At 35.2% G+C, this 21,415-nt stretch carries 16 protein-coding genes; 13 read left to right on the top strand and 3 right to left on the bottom strand.

Annotation, left to right across the window (positions count from 1 at the left end):
• Window positions 1-23 precede the first annotated feature (23 nt).
• The 12 genes from AR685_RS10945 to AR685_RS10890 all read left to right on the top strand — a co-directional run bounded on the left by AR685_RS10945 (window position 24) and on the right by AR685_RS10890 (window position 14,946).
• A complete protein-coding gene (locus AR685_RS10945) occupies window positions 24-929 on the top strand; it encodes a PKD domain-containing protein (protein ID WP_047446500.1) in 906 nt (301 codons plus the stop codon).
• Window positions 930-989: 60 nt separating this feature from the next.
• Window positions 990-3,389 (top strand): type VI secretion system protein TssR domain-containing protein, encoded by a 2,400-nt coding sequence (gene tssR, locus AR685_RS10940; protein ID WP_059124592.1) that lies wholly within the window; start codon window positions 990-992, stop codon window positions 3,387-3,389.
• 93 nt (window positions 3,390-3,482) lie between these two features.
• Window positions 3,483-3,986 carry a DUF4280 domain-containing protein gene (locus AR685_RS10935; protein ID WP_059124591.1) on the top strand — a complete coding sequence of 168 codons (504 nt, stop codon included), beginning with the start codon at window positions 3,483-3,485 and terminating at the stop codon, window positions 3,984-3,986.
• A 16-nt stretch (window positions 3,987-4,002) separates the two neighbouring features.
• Complete coding sequence (locus tag AR685_RS10930; RefSeq protein ID WP_059124590.1) at window positions 4,003-6,456, top strand: peptidoglycan DD-metalloendopeptidase family protein; 2,454 nt, start codon at window positions 4,003-4,005, stop codon at window positions 6,454-6,456.
• On the top strand, window positions 6,453-7,463 hold the full coding sequence (locus AR685_RS10925) for a hypothetical protein (protein ID WP_131777616.1): 1,011 nt from the start codon (window positions 6,453-6,455) through the stop codon (window positions 7,461-7,463). The genes AR685_RS10930 and AR685_RS10925 overlap by 4 nt, the downstream gene beginning before the upstream one ends.
• 98 nt (window positions 7,464-7,561) lie before the next feature.
• Complete coding sequence (locus AR685_RS10920) at window positions 7,562-8,242, top strand: hypothetical protein (RefSeq protein ID WP_059124588.1); 681 nt, start codon at window positions 7,562-7,564, stop codon at window positions 8,240-8,242.
• A 15-nt stretch (window positions 8,243-8,257) separates the two neighbouring features.
• Window positions 8,258-9,202, top strand: coding sequence for a hypothetical protein (locus AR685_RS10915; protein WP_047446490.1), 945 nt, complete (start codon window positions 8,258-8,260; stop codon window positions 9,200-9,202).
• A 166-nt stretch (window positions 9,203-9,368) separates the two neighbouring features.
• On the top strand, window positions 9,369-9,773 hold the full coding sequence (gene tssD / locus AR685_RS10910; RefSeq protein WP_059124587.1) for a type VI secretion system tube protein TssD: 405 nt from the start codon (window positions 9,369-9,371) through the stop codon (window positions 9,771-9,773).
• Between the two features lie 199 nt (window positions 9,774-9,972).
• Window positions 9,973-11,931: a type VI secretion system Vgr family protein gene (locus tag AR685_RS10905; protein WP_059124586.1), complete on the top strand. Its 1,959-nt coding sequence runs from the start codon at window positions 9,973-9,975 to the stop codon at window positions 11,929-11,931.
• A 2-nt stretch (window positions 11,932-11,933) separates the two neighbouring features.
• Window positions 11,934-13,577: a T6SS phospholipase effector Tle1-like catalytic domain-containing protein gene (locus tag AR685_RS10900; RefSeq protein WP_059124585.1), complete on the top strand. Its 1,644-nt coding sequence runs from the start codon at window positions 11,934-11,936 to the stop codon at window positions 13,575-13,577.
• Between the two features lie 55 nt (window positions 13,578-13,632).
• Entirely contained in the window at window positions 13,633-14,658 is a 1,026-nt protein-coding gene (locus tag AR685_RS10895; RefSeq protein ID WP_228376431.1) for a DUF2931 family protein, read from the top strand.
• Window positions 14,659-14,742: 84 nt separating this feature from the next.
• Window positions 14,743-14,946: a hypothetical protein gene (locus tag AR685_RS10890; protein ID WP_047446811.1), complete on the top strand. Its 204-nt coding sequence runs from the start codon at window positions 14,743-14,745 to the stop codon at window positions 14,944-14,946.
• A gap of 1,018 nt (window positions 14,947-15,964) precedes the next feature.
• Here the strand turns inward: AR685_RS10890 and xylE are convergent.
• The 3 genes from xylE to AR685_RS10870 all read right to left on the bottom strand — a co-directional run bounded on the left by xylE (window position 15,965) and on the right by AR685_RS10870 (window position 20,543).
• Window positions 15,965-17,386, bottom strand: a complete 1,422-nt coding sequence (xylE, locus tag AR685_RS10880) for a D-xylose transporter XylE (protein ID WP_082671925.1) — start codon at window positions 17,384-17,386, stop codon at window positions 15,965-15,967.
• Window positions 17,387-17,599: 213 nt separating this feature from the next.
• Window positions 17,600-18,928, bottom strand: a complete 1,329-nt coding sequence (gene xylA, locus AR685_RS10875) for a xylose isomerase (protein WP_059124583.1) — start codon at window positions 18,926-18,928, stop codon at window positions 17,600-17,602.
• A gap of 124 nt (window positions 18,929-19,052) precedes the next feature.
• Window positions 19,053-20,543: a xylulokinase gene (locus AR685_RS10870; RefSeq protein ID WP_059124582.1), complete on the bottom strand. Its 1,491-nt coding sequence runs from the start codon at window positions 20,541-20,543 to the stop codon at window positions 19,053-19,055.
• 650 nt (window positions 20,544-21,193) lie between these two features.
• Between AR685_RS10870 and AR685_RS10865 the strand changes: the two genes are divergently transcribed.
• Window positions 21,194-21,400: a hypothetical protein gene (locus AR685_RS10865; RefSeq protein WP_047446807.1), complete on the top strand. Its 207-nt coding sequence runs from the start codon at window positions 21,194-21,196 to the stop codon at window positions 21,398-21,400.
• Window positions 21,401-21,415 lie beyond the last annotated feature (15 nt).

The raw sequence follows: 21,415 nt of genomic DNA, 5'->3' as shown, positions 1-21,415 counted from the left end.
ACAACACATCACAAAAACTTATCATGAACTATTTTGAAAAAAACAAGAAAAACATCATCATCGGTGTTATAGCTACATTGCTTGTTGCTGCACTCATTGCATTGTGGCTTCAGAAAAAAGTTAATCACTCATCAGACGATATTTTAGTTGATATATATCCATCACCGGTTTTGGTAGGTGACAGCCTCTTTTTTGCCGATAAGACGCCATTCGGAAAAACAAGGAAATGGAATTTTGGAGACGGAAATACTTCTGATAAGATCAAAGGTTTTCATATTTACAAAAGACCAGGCTTGTATAATGTAACAATTATTATTGATGATGTTAACACAAAAACCTTTCCTATTGTTGTTTCAGGAAGACGAGAATTACAGCAGAAAGATAGCGTAGTAGTGCCAACGGTTATCGAAGCACAGGTGCAGGCCATGCAGTTTGAAACGGTACCATTTAAAGCGATATCAGAGGCCACTCAGTTTACGTGGAATTTTGGTGAAAATCCTGGTATTGATTCAAAAGAAAAATTGGCAACTTATTCTTACAAAAAACCAGGGACCTACGTCGTGACATTGCATACAGATGCTGATACAAATCCAATCTTACACAAAATAACTATTGTTGCTGAATATAATGATGTAGAAGAAGCTGCAGCAGTAGATAATACGTATGAAGAAAGAGATAACGACTTCAAGTATCGTCTTCAGCAGATTGCTAATGGAAATAGCTTCAACACCCATTACAACTACCTTTTGAGCAAATATTTATGTAATAATGAAAATTCTATTGTACAGATAAATGATAGTAAGATCAACAACTTTTATCTGTATTGCGCAAGTCTTCAGTTTGATAAAAATAAGGTTATCCAGACCGTAAAGCTCAACTATGATGAAGCTGGTTGCGTAACGAAGGCAGACATTAATCAAAGTAAATAAACGAATCGTTATTCAGGAATTTTTTCTGATACAATACACCAATTTATAAAGAATATTAAGATGAAAAATAAATTTCCTCTCGCGGCATATTATATCGGCTTATCGGTATTGCTTACAGGCTGTCAGGTAAAATTGCCGTCAAAAAAAACGCCTGAACCCAAACAATATGGCCAAATCAACCACTCTTCTGTTATCGACGGTTTTTCTAAAAAATCTGTACCGTGGATTGCAGTCTCAGACAGAGCGAAAAACACGGCCTATCTCGATAAAAACGATGAAAAATCATATAAAGAAGTCAAGTTTTTAGAACCGTTAATGGTTTTGAAGAACAGAGACGGAATGGTGAAAGTTGCCGAGTATATTCCTGATGCTTTGATGAAAAAAGTTTCTTCAAAATCTGTGAAAACTTATGGTTGGATTCCAGAATCAGATCTTCTGCTGTGGAGTAATTCTTTGAAGGGTGAAAAAACGGGATATCCTGTGCGCGTTGCAGTTGTTCCAAACAGTCCCGAAGTCATCAAAAGCGCTGAAAGATATTACAAAAACGATTCTATCATGGTATTTAATTCTCCAAGCCTGATAGAAACTGCAGATGTGAAAATTCCGAACGGGCAGATGGTGTATGTTTACAAACAGGCTGAAAATAACAAAAGATTTTTGGTGGGCAAAAAACCGTCAATCGATATGGACAGTATCAGCACAGGTCTTTACGGATGGGTGAGTTCTGATGTGATCTCGGCTTGGGGAGAACGCTCGGCGGTAAAAATGAAGAATCCTACAGGAATCAAAGAAACTGCTTTGGGAATTCATGAAGGTTCGCCTGGAGGTAAAGATGCAGAAAAAAGAATTGCAATTTTACTTACTGATGTTGATAAAAGAAAACCACTCGAAAACATTTTTCCTGTTAATTTAGCATTTAATGATACAGTTGTGGCAGATACCAAAACAAAGTATTTTACCAATGTGTTAGATTACAGCAAAAATTACGCATCCAATGTCTTGGGAGAAAAGATTCGCTTCGATCGCTACAAAGAAATTATTGAAAAGAATAGAAAAGCCAATATTGTTTTTGTGTTGGATGTAAGTGCAGCTAATGCGCCTTATACCCCTATTGTAAAATCGTTATTGGAAGATCTTCAGTTGAGATTTGAGAAACCTTCTTACTTTAATTCAATTAAATATGGTGTTGTACTTTATAAAAACAATCCTTGTGGAGAAAATGTGGCTCCGTCAACTTTAAGCAAAGATTATAGTAAAATTACAGCATTTATTGATGATAAGATAAACGAGATGAACTGTCACAGTACGAGTGGGAATCAACCTTTAAATGAAGGTTTAATTGCTGCCGGAAATTTACTTTCTGAAGTTCCTGACGAAACCAATATCGTAATCACTGTGGGGACTTCTGCCAATAGAAATGGAAATATGTATGGCGTTATCAATTCATTAACTCAGGCGCAGGCAAAAGTGATTATGTTTCAGACAAACTCACGTTCTTCAGATACGTATAACGATTTTGTTTTGATGTCAGAAAATATTGTCACAAACACCGCTAAAAATGTAGCCGAATTAAAAAAGCAGAAAATCATCGATCAAAATGATGTTTTAATAAGAAATAATTTTAGCTTGATTGAAAGTGATGCCGGCTTTTATTCATTAGACTTTCCGAAACAAAGCATGGCTCCGGGATTTGTAATTTTCCCAAAAAAGGGTGATATTGCCCCTCCTGGATTTTTGAAAAAGGCGGTTGACAGTTTGATTGCTCAGGTTACTTTTGATAATACCAAGATCGATAATTCTCTCAACGAGAGATTTCAAACATCGGTAGGAGCTGGCAGAACTGAGGTTGATTTTAAATACAAATATTTGTATCCTGGAGTGACAAATCCGGTTCCTGCAGGAATTGCAGCACAGTTGATCAATTATGGAAATCCGTTTTTAACGACGGGCTATATTCCAAGAGACCTGCTAGAGCTGAAGTCTGGCATGGAAAAAGGTATTTTGATTTCTGAGGCTGAATATGATCAGCTAAAAGCATTTTATTCTGAAGTGTACGAAAAAACGGGCGTGGCGAGAACGGATTTTAGCCAGAAAAGAGCCGTTCGTGAATATGTGAAACTTCTGAAAAAGTATAATCCCACACTGAAATTCTTAGATAAGGGAGAACTGTATGAGCAGCCCATGTCTTATGCTGTAGGAATCAGTACAGGCTTTGATAATTCTGAAGCAGAGCTGATGTCAAAATATAAATTGAAAGGCTGGAAAAATCCCAAAATTGTAATTAAAGATCAGGTAAGAACTTATTTTAAATATTATAAAAATCTTGCCGATAGAATGCTTACTTACCGAAATAATCCTGCTGTACAAATAAAACAAAACGGACAGGAGTTCTATTGGTTGAACGAATATTTCATGCCGACCACTTTACCGGTAGAAGAGCCCGAATATACTCAACATTAATTAGTTATCACATATTAAAAACGGAAAATTAACTTTCCGTTTTTTTATGTTGAACAAGTTTTTATTATCTTTGATTACCAAACATCACAAAATATGTCCGAACAATCGTCATCTCATGACGGCAAACACTTTGTCGTACAGAAAGGGAAGTGCCAGTGTAATCAAGGTGATCAGTTCCCACAGCATAAAGTTACCGCCCATCAAAAACATTATTGGAATGATGCTGCGGGCAGCGCAGATTATCTAGCGGTTACAGAAGATGATCTTCAATTCAATCCTCCAGGTCCAAGTTTCGGAAAATGCAAGCTAAAACCAAGCTCAAGCGGATATCTTCCGTGCTCTTATGCTCCAGCCGGAAAATGGCAAAAAACCTATGACAAAGTAATGGTTATGGGGAAAAAAGCAGTGACAGAGGTTTCAGAGCTTCAATGTACTATAGGTGGAAAAATCACCATCAAAGATCATGGTCAGCGTGGTGAGATCAGCAAGCAAAATGTGAAAAACGCCGATGCCAAAACGGTACGACACATGAATCCTCTTGTGGATGTGAATGACTTCAAAGAAACTGTTCTTGAAAGTGAAATAGACGCCTATTAATCTAAAAATTTCTGCGATGTCAAAAAGAGGAGTTTCAAAAATATCTGGCAATTCTTCCCCAAAAGTAGGAGAAGCCACCACATATAGCATTACAGAATGGTATCCTGCCACACCTCAAGCACAGCGAAATGCAGCAGGTGTAACTTGGGAATTATTTAAAAAACGTACCAACGGAAGTTTTACAACTACGAATATCAAGAAAATTGGTTCTGGAACATTTACCTTCGGTGAGGTTGCTCAGCGAAATACGTATCGTCTGGAAGCTTATCTTTATGAGCCGGAAGGATCGGGATCTACTTGTATTGAGATTAATCCTCAGCCTGTTGTTATTCCGAGAATCAATAAAGTTGAGCTTCAATATGTAGATGATTCGCCCGGAACAGTTTTCAGTTACACCGAAAAGATGCGTACCAGAGCACAATGCGTGAATTTGTCTGGTCAAAAACTGAAATTTTCTCTTTGGGAAGATGATGCGGCAGGCGATGGTCATAATGCCAACAATCTTTTAATTGAAACGAAAGAAGCAACCGTTAACTCAAGCGGAGTTGCCGTGGCAGAATTTATGTTAACCCGAGCTTTAATGCAAAAAGCAATGCAGGGTGAAACAGATCCTCAGAAACTCGAATTTTATGTAACTGTAGAATACTTTTCAAATAGGAAACATGCTACAGATAATGTGAATGTCAACAATCCGTTGCCTGTTCCGACAACAAGACCTCAGCCAAGACCACAACAATCATCCAACAATAACCAGCCGGCTCAGCCATCTCAAAGTTCGCCCAATAATGTGCCACCGAGAGCTCAAGGTTCACCTGCGGCTGAAAAACCTCAGTCTCAAAAAGAGGAAAAAGGAATTACTGATACCGTAACAGACTGGTGGAATAACCTAGAACTTTGGGATTGGGGAGAATCTTCCGGAACCATCGAACCAACACAGCCTCCGACACAGCAGCCTGCTGGTGGAAGAACGGTGAGTATTGTACAAAGCCCGCAGAGCAATAGTGAGGATGGGTGTCCTAGATGTAAGATTTTAGTTAGAGAGGAAGTTGACCAAATATTTACTGAAGCAAGTGAGGAAAATAAAACAGCTTTGATTAATGCTTTTAATGAGGGCAATAAGTTATTTAATATAGACTCTTGTTTGAGGAAAGCTCACTTTTTCGCTCAGGTACTAGCGGAAGTAGGTACAAGTTTAAATTTAAACGAACCTGAAAGTTTTAACTATAGCGCCAGAAGACTAAAGGATGGTGATTATGTTAGGAATGGTGTTGGATGGGTGAAAGATTTGGTAAATGGAGGTCACTATTCATCAGGTACATGGGCAAGCAGCCCGTTTAGTTATTTTAAGACCCACCATGCGCAGGCAAATCTTTATGGACGTAAAGATTTAAATCGTTATAACGATAATGGAATACAAGCTGCAAACAGCAGAGAAATTGCAAATCTTGTGTATGCTGATGAAAATAGATCTGCAAGATACAAATTGGGAAACGTAAACCCAGGTGACGGATGGAAGTTTATGGGAAAAGGAATAATACAAATTACAGGACGAAGCAATTATACTGAGGTGAATAGGAGATTGGTAAGGAAAGGCTTTGACTTCGATATTGTGAATAATCCGGATAGTGTATTGAATCATAGAGAGAGTGTATTGTCTGCAATGGCATTTTGGTATTGGAAAGATCTTCAGTTAAGATCTAACGGTGGTAGAGAAGTTGTAGATGGTATAACAAGAATAGTCAACGAAGGAACCTCTACTTATAATCAAAGAAAGACAAATTTTGATAAAACATATGAGGTTTTTCAAGTTGCAAAATGCAGCCCTGTAGAAAATACTCCTACAACTCCTTCGGGAAATTGGAGACTTCCTATAGATGAACCAATGCTTTGTTTATACTCTCAGGGAGGTGCTCTAAAGCCTTGGCACGGTTCTTTTGGTGAAAAGATAAGAGATGGTGTATCCAATCATTCGGGTTCAGATTTATTAGCGGTTCCGGGAACTCCCGTTTATGCCTGTTTAAAAAGCAAAGTTGAAAGAGTATATACATCCACAACATTAGCTGGTAAAACTATCGTCCTAAAAGTGATTGATAAAGAAACATTCAAGACCTTGAAAACTAATTATGTCCCTATATATTCAGAAAAAGGTGAACTTACAGACAAAGGGTTTAATCATGATGGAGATATTTATTTAGTATTTATGCACTTGAGCAGTTTTGGTACATTTGAAGTCGGAACAACCGTCGAGCATAATGATGTAATTGGATATACGGGAATTTCTGGTAGAAATGGAAATAATTTTGAAACAAGAAATCCTCATTTACACTTTGAAGTCAATAATGTCGGAAGTGCTGGCGGTCTTAATGGAAAATGTAATCCAATGGTCTACTTTAAATTTAAAACTGAAACTGAAATGACAGCAGCTGATAAAAGCAAACAGGAAGAAATTAAGAATAAAGTATGGAAATGAAAAAATGTATTTATATAGTATTGTTGATAAGCAGTTTTTTTTCATGTAAAAAAATAACCGACAACAATAATTATCAAACTGATAAAGAAAATGTACATGTATCTGAATACAAACAGGTGAAGTACGTCGATAAAGATATTAGCGATAAAATTAAAATTTTTAAATTTAAAGATAAAGAAACCACCATTGAATATGCTGATTTTACTTTGTTTGGCCTTGCGGGAAATAATAAATTTAACGTTTATAAATCCAATTATGATTTAGATTCTGGAGAGTTAGACTTACTGAGGTTTGATTATTTAAATCAAAACATTTATCTAGTAAGTCTAGACGATTACGCCTATAAGACTTATCATGCTTATAGTGTAGAAAATGATTTTGTACATTATTTAGGTGAAATTCATTTTGACTTAGGACAAGAAATAGAAAAAATAAAAGATCCTAAAGTGTCATTTCAAATCAGCAGAAATGATAACGACATTAATATAAAACAATTTATCAACGATAAATTTCACCATTCAAACAGTTTTGCAATAAAAAAATCTTTATTAATTTATAAATCTTATAGTGATATTGATGAATATATTAATGGAAAAAGTTTAACAGAAAAAAAAATACCGCTCAATTCAAACGAAGAATTTTTTAATGTCCAGATTCTTGATGAGAAGATAAGTGTAAAGACAAAATCAGATAAAAAAGTACTAAGTAACTCCGAACTCTTAAAAGTAAATACTAACTGTCCTCAAGCAGAAGTTGACATCGTACAGAAAGATAATTATTTTACAATTGAAAAATATAATTGTGATAATACTTACTACTTCAAAGAATATGTCACTTTTAAATATTTAAATGGTCTTTTTTTGTATAAATATGATGTAGAATATACTGATAGACGTGATCCTGATAAAGAAATACCCACGAAGAAAATGACCGTGAAGAATTTTGGTGAAATGAAATTTGAGGATGTTACAGATTATTTTTTACTAACATTGAGGCAAGATAAGTAATTAAATTACAATTGTATTTTGACTGACGATCAAGCGAAAGTGAAATAAATTCGCTATTAAAAAAAAGGCAAAGGAAAGATTTAGATTAAATCAAATCAATGAAGAAAATATTTTTATATACAGCATTTTTTTCAGTAGTTTTCTTTTCTTGTAAAAAAACGACTGTTGACAATACTGCAGAAGATAAAACTTATGCATCTTCTGCAACAATTAATAAAAATGATACTGCATACAAAGAAGTTTTTGATGTAAAGAAAAGTTCAGATTATAATGAAAAAAATGATAAAGTCAGTACAGTAAATTTTAATCAATACAGCAATAATGCAAATTATTTTATTAAAACATTCGATGTCAATAAAGATGGAATTAAAGATAAAATTGTGAGTCATAATCGCTATTCAGGTGATGAGTTATTGATTTTTTTAGGTGATAAAAATAATAATTACATTTTCACTCTAAAGTCTACTAATTTTTCCGAAGGCGGAGGAAATCAGGTTACAGATATTAAAGAGTTAAACGATGGATACGAAATTGTCACACAATTTCCAGACAGAGGATACTTGGAGAAAAGTTATTTGGTATCTGGTAAAAACAATCAATTTGTCTTAAGAAAAATCAAAACAGAATCTGATTCTTGGCAGGACAATTATAGAGAAAATTGTGTACAGGATATTAATTTCAATTTAAAAAAATCAACAAAGGAACTTTATGAGACTATAAGTAAAACAAAACCAAACTGTACGAAAATTTCCGGAAATCAATATAAAGTAAAGAAATAATATTTGAATTAATCTATGACGCTTCATTTCATCCGCCAGGGCGACACTCTGCAAAGCATTGCCGAGCAAATCAATCTCGAAAATCCGATTTATATCAAAGAATTTCACAATCAACATTGTGCGAGAGAAGATTATATTGTTGAAAATTTAGTCGCAGGAAGAAAATTGTTTCTGCCGGATTATTTGGCAATCCAAAAATACAATTCGAGGAATGATGCGCCTTTCAAAAGTCCTGAAAGAAATCCTAAGATCAATTTCTATCCGGAAAATTTAAGCATTCAATATAAAGTCAGCATCACCGAATCATCTTTTGTTGATCATAAAAAAACTGAAAACTCATTTTCATATCAATTTTCTTTAGAATGGATAAAAAACGAACTCAATCAGCATATTTTTCATCTTTCTAAAAACAATTTTTCAATTCAAAATCAGACGAAAATCGGCGATATGGCGATTGCCTGTTTTCAATCTATCGATCCAATTGAGATTCAAACCAATCAAAAATGTGAAATTGTTTCAATCAATCTTTTAAAGAAAACAATTGAAAAATTTCCTGAAATAAAAGCAAATTTGCTCGATCGATTTCCTGATCAATATGCAAAAATTTACATCGAAGAATTTGAATATGCCGTTCTCAATCAGGAATTGTTTCAGAAAAAGATGAAAGAAGATTGGCTGATCAAAACTTATTTTGCGCAAATCAGGAACGATTTCAAAAACGGAAAATCTCATTTTCAGATCATTTTAGAAGATGAATTATTAAATATTGATCAGACGGCAGAAATTTCTGAAAATAAAGATGAATGGATACTCAATCAAAATTCAGCAAAAGCTGATTTTAATGGAAGATATATTCTCTCAAAAGATAAAGGTTTGGTAAAATTTTTAGAAATCAATCATTCATATATAGACTTTGGTGTTCTGTATTCGACTGATTTTAAGATAGATGAATTATGTTAATTGTAATTTTAAATAAAAGTCAATCGTAGTTTTACTACATGAAATCGTAGAATTACTACAATTTTCGAAATAATGATTAAAAAGTTTTAAAAATATTTTGGGTGTATTTATCTTTGAGTAAAGAAAAAAACATTTCACGAAAATTAACGATTAAAATTTATTTATTATGGCAGCAAATTCAAGAGGAATCTTAAAATTCAACGGCAGCGAAGGTCAGAAATTATTAAAACTGAACTACAGCGTTTCAAGATCAACAGACGTATCGGGTAGAGTAGCATCAGACCCGTCTAATGCATTAATTAAACTGACAATCGAGGCAACAGAAAAATCTGACATCTTAGAGTCATTGTTAAACGGAAAATACAAACCAACTTCTGGTGAAATCACTTTCAATAAATCTCATGAAGAAGGAACTTTGATTAGTTTGAATTGGGAAAACGGATATGTTATCCAGCACGAAGTAGACTTCGATGCAGTTGACGAAAACTCAATGTTGATCAGCTTTATAGTAAGTGCAGAGAAGATCAATTACGGAACTGCAGCATACGAAGGTCTTTGGCCAACAAGCTAAATTTGAAGTTTATCTTTTAAGTATTATTGTATACAAAGCAAAGACTGTCGTGAGACAGTCTTTTTTGACAAAATTATAATTCTAAAAAATATTTACGTAAAACACGTATGGTATTAGCTTTAGCATAATAATTAAGTTTTATACATCATACGAATTTGAATAAAATTTGTATATTTAACGTACCACACAATCACGCAATATGAATACCTTAGAAAAAACCGGAGGTTCATCTTTCCGCCCGTCTCAGAATGCGGCAGGAATCTCAGAGAATCATCATACGGGCATCAACCGATTAGTCAAGTTATCTTTGGTAATTGAAGGTAAAGTGATTAAATATTACAAGCATTTCAAACTTACCCAAAGTTCACAGAAACACCACGAGTTTACGCTTACTTTGGCTCATGATACTTTAGGCGACCGCCAAACCCATACATTAGAAGAAGCCAATAAATTTTTAGGAAAAAGACTCACAGCCGTTATTTCTTACAAAGACATCGACAAAAGCCCGGAACGAACTTTTGTGGGTGTGATTACGGGAGTTGGTTTCAGTCAGGAAAGAATGAGTTTGGGAAATATCGTTCTATCGGGTTACAGTCCTACCATTTTATTGGATGGCGCACCTCATATTCAAAGTTTTGGCGGAGCCCAGCCTGTGAATATGGGAATTATCGCTGAAGAGGTCATCAAGCAGGGTTTAGATAAAAGCCGGTTTGATATCAGAATCGATACGAATGATTATTCTCAAATCCTATACAGCAGCCAATACGACGAAACGCATTACAACTATCTGGCGAGAATGGCAGAAGCGTATGGCGAACAGTTCTACTACGATGGTGAAGTATTGCACTTCGGAAAGCTTCCACCACAGAACCAACCGATCAAATTAACTTACGGAAGCAGTGCCAACGACATCAAAGTTGAATTAAAAGCAGTTCACACAAAACCTCAGTTCTACGGCTACAACAGTAACAAAAATGAAATTCTGAAGTCAGGGGCAACGCCTATTCAACATGTTGGAGATTTGGCAAAAACAGCTTATCAGCATAACGACAATATTTATAAAACGCCTTCATTAAGAGTTGCTCCAATCAAAGCAACGACGCATTTAGATGTAGAGTACTCTCAGAAAAGCACAGCGGGAAGTGAAGCGGTGAATGTATTTACTGTTTCAGGTTCTACCACGGTTCCATTTTTACATCCGGGTTGCGCAGTCGATATCGAAATGCGAAAACCCGACACCAATGAAACTTCGTACTTCACCAGAATTATGGTGACAGAAACGACTCATGAAATTGATACAATTGGTCATTACACCGGAAGTTTCCATGGAATTGCATCAGATACAGGATTTTTACCAAAACCGGAATTCGCGATACCAAAAGCTGAACCACAAATAGCCACGGTCATTTCCAACACCGATCCTGAGGGACAGGGTAGAGTTCAGGTGAGGTTTGACTGGCAGACGAATGACACGACGCATTTTATCAGAATGATGAGTCCCGATGCGGGAGGAACAGATCAGATTACTCAAAACCGTGGTTATGTTGCGATTCCTGAAGTTGGCGATCAGGTGATGGTGAATTTTGTGCATAATCACCCCGATAGACCTTTCGTCATGGGAGGAATGTTTCATGGGGGAGTTGGTTTAGGGGGTGGAATCAATAATCACATGCGTTCCATCCAAACCAAAAGCGGCATTAAAGTTCTGATGAATGATGATGAAGGAAGTGTAAATATCATCGATCCGAGCGGAAATACCTATTTCATGGATGGAAAGGGAAATATTACAGTAACTGCACCTAATGATATTAATTTTAATGCGGGTGGTAACATGAATATTTCGGTGGGACAGAATATGACTACTAATGTTGGAGCCAATCAATCAAACACAGTGGGGATGAATAAAACAGAAAGTATTACAATGAATTTTTCTGAATCTGTGGGAGCAATGAAAAATGTGGGGATTCTAGGCAACTTTTTCACCAACGTTACAGGTAAACTAACGCATTATGTAAAGGGTGATATGGAAACTTTTGGAGAGAAAGAACATAAACTTATCAGCTTGCAAGGAATTGAAGTAAGCAGTAAAGGAAATGTTGAGCATCATGCAGAAAAAGAAGTTAAAAATAACAGTGGCGAAAAGTCTAAAAACTATTAGTCATGAGTATTGAATATTTTGTTGAAGGTAAAGTAAGTTCTCAAACAGAAGGCGATCAATTGGCCTTCTCGAAAGGCAATATTGCCCATAACGGTATACAAAATGTTTTACAGAAAGGAGCTGATACGGGAGTTAGCTACAGCAGTCCAAATGAAGTGCATCCCAATGATAAGCCCGTTAATACAATTGATGTTTGTTTAAATCTTTTTTTTGATGGGACACTCAATAATAAGACGAATACAGAACAGGGAAGTTCAAAAGAAAAAAAGTCAGGAAGCTATGCTAATGATTATTCTAATGTAGCCAGAGGATATGATGCGATAGATCCAACGGCGGATAATCAGGTTTCATGGTATATTGAGGGCATTGGAACCGTTGACGGAAAAACGGATAATGACACTCTCGGATTGCCTGTAAGAGGAGCTGGATTGGGTGTTGCTGAAAGAGGAATAAAAGCAAAAGTGACAAAAGGCTGTATAAAAGGTGCTGAAGCAATTAAAAGCAGATTTGGAAGCAAAGAAATAGATGTCCTTTCTGTAAATGTTTATGGATTTAGCAGAGGTGCAGCAGCAGCACGTCATTTTGTACAAGTTTCTACAACGGCGCCCAATACAAGTAGACAATTGGGTGGTGGCTTAACAGTTTATCCTCCTGATTTTTATGAATTGTCGAAAGCGGAGGAAAAGAAAGATGAAAAAGCTATTGAACAAATTTTAAATATAGCAAAAGATAAAACAGATTCTTATCTTCTTAACTTTGGCTATTTCGGAGCTTGCTTAGTTTCAAATAATTTAAAAATTAAAAAAATCAAATTCAATTTTGTAGGATTATATGATACAGTTGCTTCTTATGGTGCCAATCACAGGGGAAACTGGTTTGTAAAAAATGATTCTGAACAACTGGGACTGAATGCCGTTCAAAATGCTCATTTTATATTTCAGATAGCTTCTGCAGATGAATTTAGAGATAATTTTAGTTTAACTAATATCGAAAGTACAGGAATACATGGGCTACAATTTACATTTCCGGGAGTACATTCTGATATTGGAGGCGGCTATGTTGATGGAGAAAATGAAAATGTTCTCATATACAAAGCGAGTAATGACAAACAATCTTGCGAAAAATACCGCAGTCTACTGATTGAAGAAGGTTGGTATGATCCAGCTCAGATAAGTATTGTGACAAAAACATATCCAACTAGATTTGGTGTGCAATATAAATATGAATTGTGGGGTAAACGTGATTTATCAAATCATTTTGATAAGCTTCCGTTGCATTATATGTTTCATTTTTCTGATTTTTTTGGCGTGAAATATTTAGATATTCAAAGAAAGAAAAATCAAATTACAGATGCTACAATCACTAAAATTTCATCACATCTTCAAAATTATGTAGAAAAATGTGTTGATTTAAGAAATAATTACGTTGAAAAGATAAAAGCCGGACAGAAGATTTCATCTTCAGCATATGTAAGTACGTCAAAGAGTTATTCTTATTTAAATTTTAATATGAATACGAATGATTTGAAAGATTTAAGAAAAGGATATTTACATTGGTCGGCGAATCTTGATGCTTTCGGTATGGGACCTATTGTGTCGGGAGTACATCCTTCATCAGAACGCAAAAGAACAATATTAGATGGATAAATTTAAAATAATATTTTTTTTAACGAGCTTATTTCAGCTCATGAATTGCCAAAAAATGGAAAAAGAACCTATGGCTCCTACATATAATGTACAAATTTCGCATACGGATAATAAACATCTAATCACTCCGGTAGAAGATTCTTTAATAACACTGGAAAAGATTTCCGCTCAATTACCTTATGGTAGTTCATCAGGAAATTGGGGGAGCTCCGGGAAAGGTTTTACCGAACAGAGCGGAACACCAATCGGAGCAGATATAAAATATTATGCGGAAAGCGAAAGTGCTTTTTACCATTTAAAAGCGAATTTTCCAATTGATAAAGTGAAAGAATTTGTTCAGAGAGCTTATGCAGTAGATGAATCTGAGTCATCTAAAGAATCTATGAAAGAATTTATTAACGTTCGTGATGAGCCTGATTATCGTAAAAAGTATAATGCTTTTGCCAAATCTTATTACGAAATGTCGGATCTCATTTTTGGTTTTGCACCAAATGGAATGGTTGTAGTCTGGCTTGGCTTCGGACCGACGCAGATAGAATTAGGACAATATCAAGCTGAAAAAATTACTAATGAGTCTGAAATTAAAAGACTAAAAGAAAAATACCAAAAAACTTATAGAGTTGATGCCACTTTGTTTGAACAGTTGGCAAAAGAATATTATTTGCCTAATGAATCACCTGAAAAATGGTTAAAATATAGAACAAGATACAATTGGTCACCAAAGATAAGTTCAGAGAACAAAAATTTTAAACTGTTTTCTATAAACACAGAGTATTATAATGGTGAGAGAGATATTCTGCTGCGACCGTTTGTAGAAAATCCGACAGTAAAAGAAAAAGCAATACCGAGAGAAATGAATTTCTTCTGGGAAACAGGAAAGAATGAAGCTTTTGAGGGACGTGTTTTTTTCAATTGGGAAAAGGCAAATGAAGCATTTAAAAATGTGGGAAACTTTAAGCTAAATATTAAAATTGATCCCGATAACAACAGTTTTCAAGTTTATCTAAATAATCAGCCCTTTCAAGCAGACAGTATTAGAATTTATAAAAGCGAGAGAAGATTTAAAGAGTCATTTAAATAGTTGAAAAAAATTGCTTAACTGAACACAGATTAATTCTTTATTAAAGGGAATTTTATGAAGTTTAAATCAGAAAACTAGTTGCGAATGAATGAATTAAGATTAACAAAAAAGGAGATACAAAATAGATTAAATACCTTAAAGATTAATCCCAACGGACTACAAACCAGAAAATATGGTGTAACTACAAAATATTTTTCCGGAAACGAAGAAAGTCCTGATAAAAGGATTGATTATGAAGCAACGGTAAAACTTAATATTAATAATGGAATTGGAGAGCTTGAAATGTAAAGTGATTAGAATGTATAGAAATATAGGAAAAAGTGAAATTTTTCACTCTCCTTTAATAAGCTTTATCTGCCTGCTTGTTTTTTCTTGTCAAAAAAAGTTAGAAGATTCTATAGTATATAAACTGTTTAACACCGAATATACTCATGATACTATTTATACCGTAAATATGCCCGATAATTTAGGTCTTATAAATAATTTAAATAAAGAATTAGAAAGAAGGATGTAGAGTTAAACTCTTATACAGTTGATAAATCAAAAGATGAATATAGCTTTATTTTCGATTGTGTGAAACATATTCAATATCATATTAACATGAAATAGATGAGGGTTTATTCGATTAAAACTAGGTCAAAAAGAACCAAGTATAATAGGAGAATAAAAATCAATCGAAGTAATAAAATTTTTCCAGCTATTATTACAACTTTCACATTCGTGTCTATGAATTTGCAACTGATGAAATGGCCAAAAAACAATTTGAAATCTTAGATTAAGTTTCCAAATCAGGCGAAGGGTATTGTAATCGTAATTTTAACACTCAGTTTGTTTTGAAAAAGAATGAAATATTTGAGTTTGAAACAATGGATGACAAGTCAAAGAATTTTATGAGCAATTACATAATGTTTATTGAAAATCAATAAATTGATTAATTTATATTTAACAGGGGTTTTATGACGTGAAGGTAATAAAAAATAGTGCTTATATAAAGAAGTAAACTAAGAATTTATTAGATGAAATAAATAATTTTAAGCCAAATAATTTTGAGCCTTGTCTTGATTGATTGTCAGGAAAAAACGACTGAAAAACCAAATTCTAAAATAAATGTATAACGGGCAACTTTGCAATAAATTTTAGGTTTTTTAAATAATCGGAAAAACAGTAAGTAATAATTGTTTTGTTTTCTGCTTTCGGAAAAATATGATTTGTTTTAATAACCTAATCTCAATCTACCAAAGTTATAAAAAAGAGCACCGAAAAATCCCGGTGCCCTCAACAAACTAATTATAAAACTAAAGTATATTTATTTTTCCCAAATCTTTTCGATCTCTTCAAGAGATTTTCCTTTGGTTTCAGGAACCCATTTCCATACAAAGAATAGGGACAGAACACTCATCACACCATAAAATCCGTAAGTAAATGCTCCACTGAATTCCATCATAAAAGGATAAGTTGATGAAATTAAATAATTCGCTGCCCACTGAGCCGCAACTGCAATCGCAATGGCACTTCCTCTGATTTTATTCGGGAATATTTCTGAGATTAAAACCCAGCAAATCGGTCCCCAAGACATCATAAATGAAGCTGTGTAAACAATGATGAATACCAAAGTTGCAATCCCGATAATCTGGTAATACGATAAAATTGCTATCGCAAACATACCAATCGCCATTCCGACTGAACCGACAATCAATAAAGGTTTTCTTCCCCATTTATCCACTGTGAAAATAGCGATAACGGTAAATACAACATTCACCAATCCCATTACAACGGTTTGCAACATCGATGAATCTTTATGAACACCCATACTTTCGAAAATTCTCGGAGCATAATATAAAGCCACGTTAATTCCCACAAACTGCTGGAAAACAGAAAGCAAAATTCCGATCACAATTACGGTTTTTCCGAATGCGAAAATTTCACTTTTATGCTCAACAACGGTGCTTTTAATTTCTGAGAAAATTTCTTTTCCACGGGCTTCACCATTGATTTTAGTTAAAATTTTAAGTGCTTCCGCATCTTTGTTAACGAACGTCAGGTAACGCGGCGTTTCAGGAACAAAAAACAGTAGAATTCCGAATAGGGCAGAAGGAATCGTCAGTGACAAAAACATATATCTCCATCCGATTTCGTTGATCCATTCTACGGTTTGTCCACTTGCGATGCCCCAGTTCACAAAGTAAACTACGAGCATCCCGAAAATAATGGCAAACTGATTCAATGATACCAGTTTACCACGTATTTCGGCAGGTGCAATCTCACCAATGTACATCGGGCAGACCGCCGAAGCCAGTCCTACACCGATTCCACCAATGATCCTATAAAAATTAAATGCCAGCAAAACACCCATGGAGTGTTCGCCGTGTTTGAAGAATAAAAATTCAGGATAGGCCGCTCCCAAAGCACTGATGAAGAACAGAAATGCTGAAAGCATCAAAGATTTTTTTCTTCCCAGCTTTGTGGAGATCATCCCGGAAATAGCGCCGCCGATGATGCATCCGATCAATGCGCTCGAAATGGTCGCTCCGTGTGCCAGTGAACTCAATCCTAATGGAATGATCAGGTATTCCTGGATCGATTTTTCGGCTCCGGAAATTACAGCCGTGTCGTATCCAAACAAAAGTCCTCCCAAAGTGGCGACCAACGTGAGTACGGTAACGTACAGCATATTGATCTGCGCCTTTGTTCCTGAAGAATATTTAGGACCAGAATCTATTATTTGCATAGTTTGATTTAGTTTTAATTGTTAGAAAATGATAAATATCTTTTATCAATCAAACCAGTTGTTTGAAATTTTAAGAACTTTTCTTACCCAACCCTAAAGAGAGGAAAAGTCCTTAAAATTCATCAAATTACACCCTTTAGGGGTGGGGAATTAATTTTGATGAATTTTTTGATAGTAGTTTTCTTATTTAAAAGATAATTTATCTTAATAATTTTATAAATACTGATTGATAATGCTCTCAAGATATTCCTGCTTTCCGCTTTCTCTGCCAACTTCTCCCAATCCTTGAGCATAAGTGGCAAGATCTGTTAAAGATAAGCTTCCGTTTTCGAAATCCTTACCTTTTCCAGAATCAAACGAAGAATATCTGTTGGTTCTGATCTCAGAATATTTTGATTTTTCTAAAATTTTATCTGCAGCTAAGAATGATCTTGCAAAATTGTCCATTCCGCTGATGTGAGCGATGAAAATATCTTCCAAATCTGTAGAGTTTCTTCTGATTTTCGCATCGAAATTCACACCTCCGCCTTGGAAACCTCCAGCTTGGATAATCACCAACATCGCTTGAGTCATTTCATACAAATCAACCGGGAACTGGTCTGTATCCCAACCATTCTGGTAATCTCCTCTGTTCGCATCGATGCTTCCCAAAACATTGTTGTCAGCCGCTACCTGAAGTTCGTGCTCGAAAGTATGTTGAGCCAAAGTAGCGTGATTGACTTCAAGATTTAATTTAAAATCATTCAATAAATCGTACTGACGAAGGAAATTCAGACAAGTTGCCGCGTCAAAGTCGTATTGGTGTTTTGTAGGCTCCATCGGTTTTGGCTCGATGAAGAAAGTTCCTTTGAAACCCTGAGCTCTTGCATAGTCTTTAGCCAAATGTAAAAACTTTGCCATGTGTTCCTGCTCACGCTTCATATTCGTATTCAAAAGTGACATATAACCTTCACGGCCGCCCCAGAATACATAATTTTCGCCACCTAATTTAATGGTGGCATCCAAAGCATTTTTCACCTGTCCACCAGCGTAAGCCAAAACGTCAAATGAAGGATTGGTAGCCGCACCGTTCATAAATCTTGGGTTTGAGAAACAGTTAGAAGTTCCCCAAAGTAATTTTACCCCAGAAGCAGCCTGTTTTTCTTTAGCATAATCGGTGATGAATTCTAGTCTTTTCGTAGATTCTGTGAAATTATCTGCCTCGTCAATCAAATCATAATCGTGGAAACAGTAATAAGGAACGCCTAATTTTGTGAAAAATTCGAAAGCCGCATCCATTTTTTCTGTCGCTCTCTGCTTTGCGTCAGAAGCGGTTAACCAGTCAAATTGCTGAGTTCCTGCACCGAACGGGTCTCCGCCTGTTGCGCAGAATGTGTGCCAGTAAGCAGAAGCAAACTTGAAATATTCTTTCATCGTCTTTCCACGAACGACCAAATTCTCGTCATAAAATTTGAATGCTAACGGATTATCTGATTCTCTTCCCTCGAACTGAATTTTATCTATTCCTTTAAAGTACTCTTTGTTTCCTGTCGTAATTGCCATTATTTTGATTTTATTTTTTTTGATTGTAATTTGTTTAATTTATGTTCTCGCTGATCAGGCAAATTTTGCAATCTATTTAAACAAGAAAAATCTGCTTATTCTTTAAAATCTGCGAGATATTCTTTTAAGAATTGATTAAAACCTGCTCCAGTTTGTTTTTCCACTTTCCATAACTTTCCCTGTACTGATCCATATTTTTAAAATCAGGAATGTACGTAGTGGTAATGTCTTTTTCGGTTAAAATATCCGTTAATGTGTCAAATGCTCCCGCTCCCATTGCTGCTGCTCTTGCTGCACCTGTTGAGCCTGTTGTGTCAAAAATTCTGATTTCAGTATCCAATAATGTTGCAATCGATTGCGCGAAAAGAGAAGAACGGAATAAATTGTCTCCTCCCGCTTTAATAATTCCTTTTTGAAGACCGTCATTCATCAGAATTTCAGTTCCGTAAACGAAAGAGTAGGCGATGCCTTCCAATCCCGCTCTGAATAAATGAACACTTTTATGACGGTTAAAATTCACATTATAAGTAGAAGAACCGATGTCTTTATTTTTTAAAACTCTTTCAGCGCCATTTCCAAATGGTAAAACAATAATTCCATCGGATCCGATTGGGATCTGTGAAGCCAGATCATTCAGTTCCTGATAAGAATGTCTTTTTTGATCTACCTGATGCCTCAACCAGCTGTACTGAATTCCAGCACCATTTAAACAAAGCATTTTCCCAATTCTCGGTTGCTCTTTCGTATGATTAATGTGCGCAAAATTGTTTACCCGCACAGATTCTTTAGAATGAATATTGTCTGTCACCCCATAAACAACACCTGACGTTCCACCTGTAGCAGCGATCTCTCCGGGATTAATCACGTTTAATGATAATGCATTATTCGGCTGATCTCCTGCTCTGTAAAGAATTGGAATTCCTTCCGGCAAACCACTTTCTTCAGCCCCCTGTTTTGAAACCACACATTGCTCCGTAAAATTGTCTACCACTGTTGAAACCAAAGATTCATCAATTCCCCAGTGATTCAATAATGCTTTTGAAGCCTGATGTTTCTGGAAATCCCAAAGCACGCCTTCTGAAAGTCCGGTAACGGTTGTTGTTGCTTCACCGCTTAATTTTAAAGCGATAAAATCTCCCGGGAGCATAAACTTCCAGATTTTTTCATAAACTTCCGGCTCGTTTTCTTTGACCCATTTTAATTTCGAAGCAGTGAAATTTCCCGGTGAATTCAAAAGTTTATTCATACAAACTTCTTCACCCAAATCATCAAAAGCTTTGTCGCCGGTTTCTACCGCACGGCTGTCGCACCAGATGATTGACGGACGCAACACTTCTTTATCTTTTCCCACCAAAACCAAACCGTGCATCTGATAAGAGATCCCAATTCCTTTGATCTCGTTTTTGTCGATGTGGCTTTCTGCAATTATTTTTTGAGTAAGAATTCTAAGATTTTGCCACCATTGTTCGGGATCCTGTTCTGCCCAGCCGATCTTTGGAGAATCAATAGCCATCTCACTTTCCGGATACTTTGCGTGAGCAATCACTTTTCCGTTTTCATCTACGATGGATGCTTTTATCGATGAGCTCCCGACATCATATCCTATAAACTTCATTATTAATTAATAATTGTTAGGCTCTAAATGTAATAATTTTACACTAAAATCAATATTTTTTTATTTAAACTGTATTTTTATATGATATAAAAGCCTCGTAAAGGTTTGTTATGATGGTATTTGTATATTTTATCTTATCTTATTTTTTATGATAAGGTGGTTTTGTTTACAGCTTTTTTAAAGCTGAAATTTTTACTAAAAGCATGACTTGTACAGTGGAATTTTGAATTTTAACCATTCAGGATTAAATTTCGTTCATCTTACGCGAAGATATTTTTAGGATTTCTTTTTAAATATTTTCTTTATTTTTAAATAATCAGATCACACATTATGAAAATACTATTAGTTTTAGCAGTGTTCTCTGTTGTGAACTGCTCAAGAAAAGAAAAGGCTGAAAGCATTTAAGCAAACCGATTTGACTCAGAAAGATACTGTAGCCGTTAAAAATACGGATCATAATTTTGATATTCTTAAATTTTTACTGGATAAAGAAATAGGCAATGAAAAGCCCGAAAAGGTAGATTACAAAAACTATTCGGTTTCGTGATAATGACGGTGATTCTTACAGTGTTTATTTTAGCAAAATCGCTACGGAAGATTTTAATAAAGATGGAATTCAGGATTACGTTATCGAACGGAATTCTGAAGGAATGCTCGGCGGAAGTGCAAATACCGAATCTGAAATTATTTACACCATCATGGGAAAAGATAACAAAGTTCAGAGAAAACATACGATTCTTACATATGCTCCTTTCTCGTACAACACTTTAGATGACATTGTTTATAAAGATGGTATTCTAAAGGCGAATGCAACACAGAATTCTCGCACCTATTTTAAACCTCTGCAGGAACTCTAATCGACTGAGTTATCA

Origin of the sequence: Chryseobacterium sp. JAH (genome assembly GCF_001507335.1) — a bacterium.
In the GTDB taxonomy this organism is placed as follows: domain Bacteria; phylum Bacteroidota; class Bacteroidia; order Flavobacteriales; family Weeksellaceae; genus Chryseobacterium.
The sequence above is the reverse complement of the archived record's forward strand: the minus strand, read 5'-3'. Positions and strand labels throughout refer to the sequence as shown.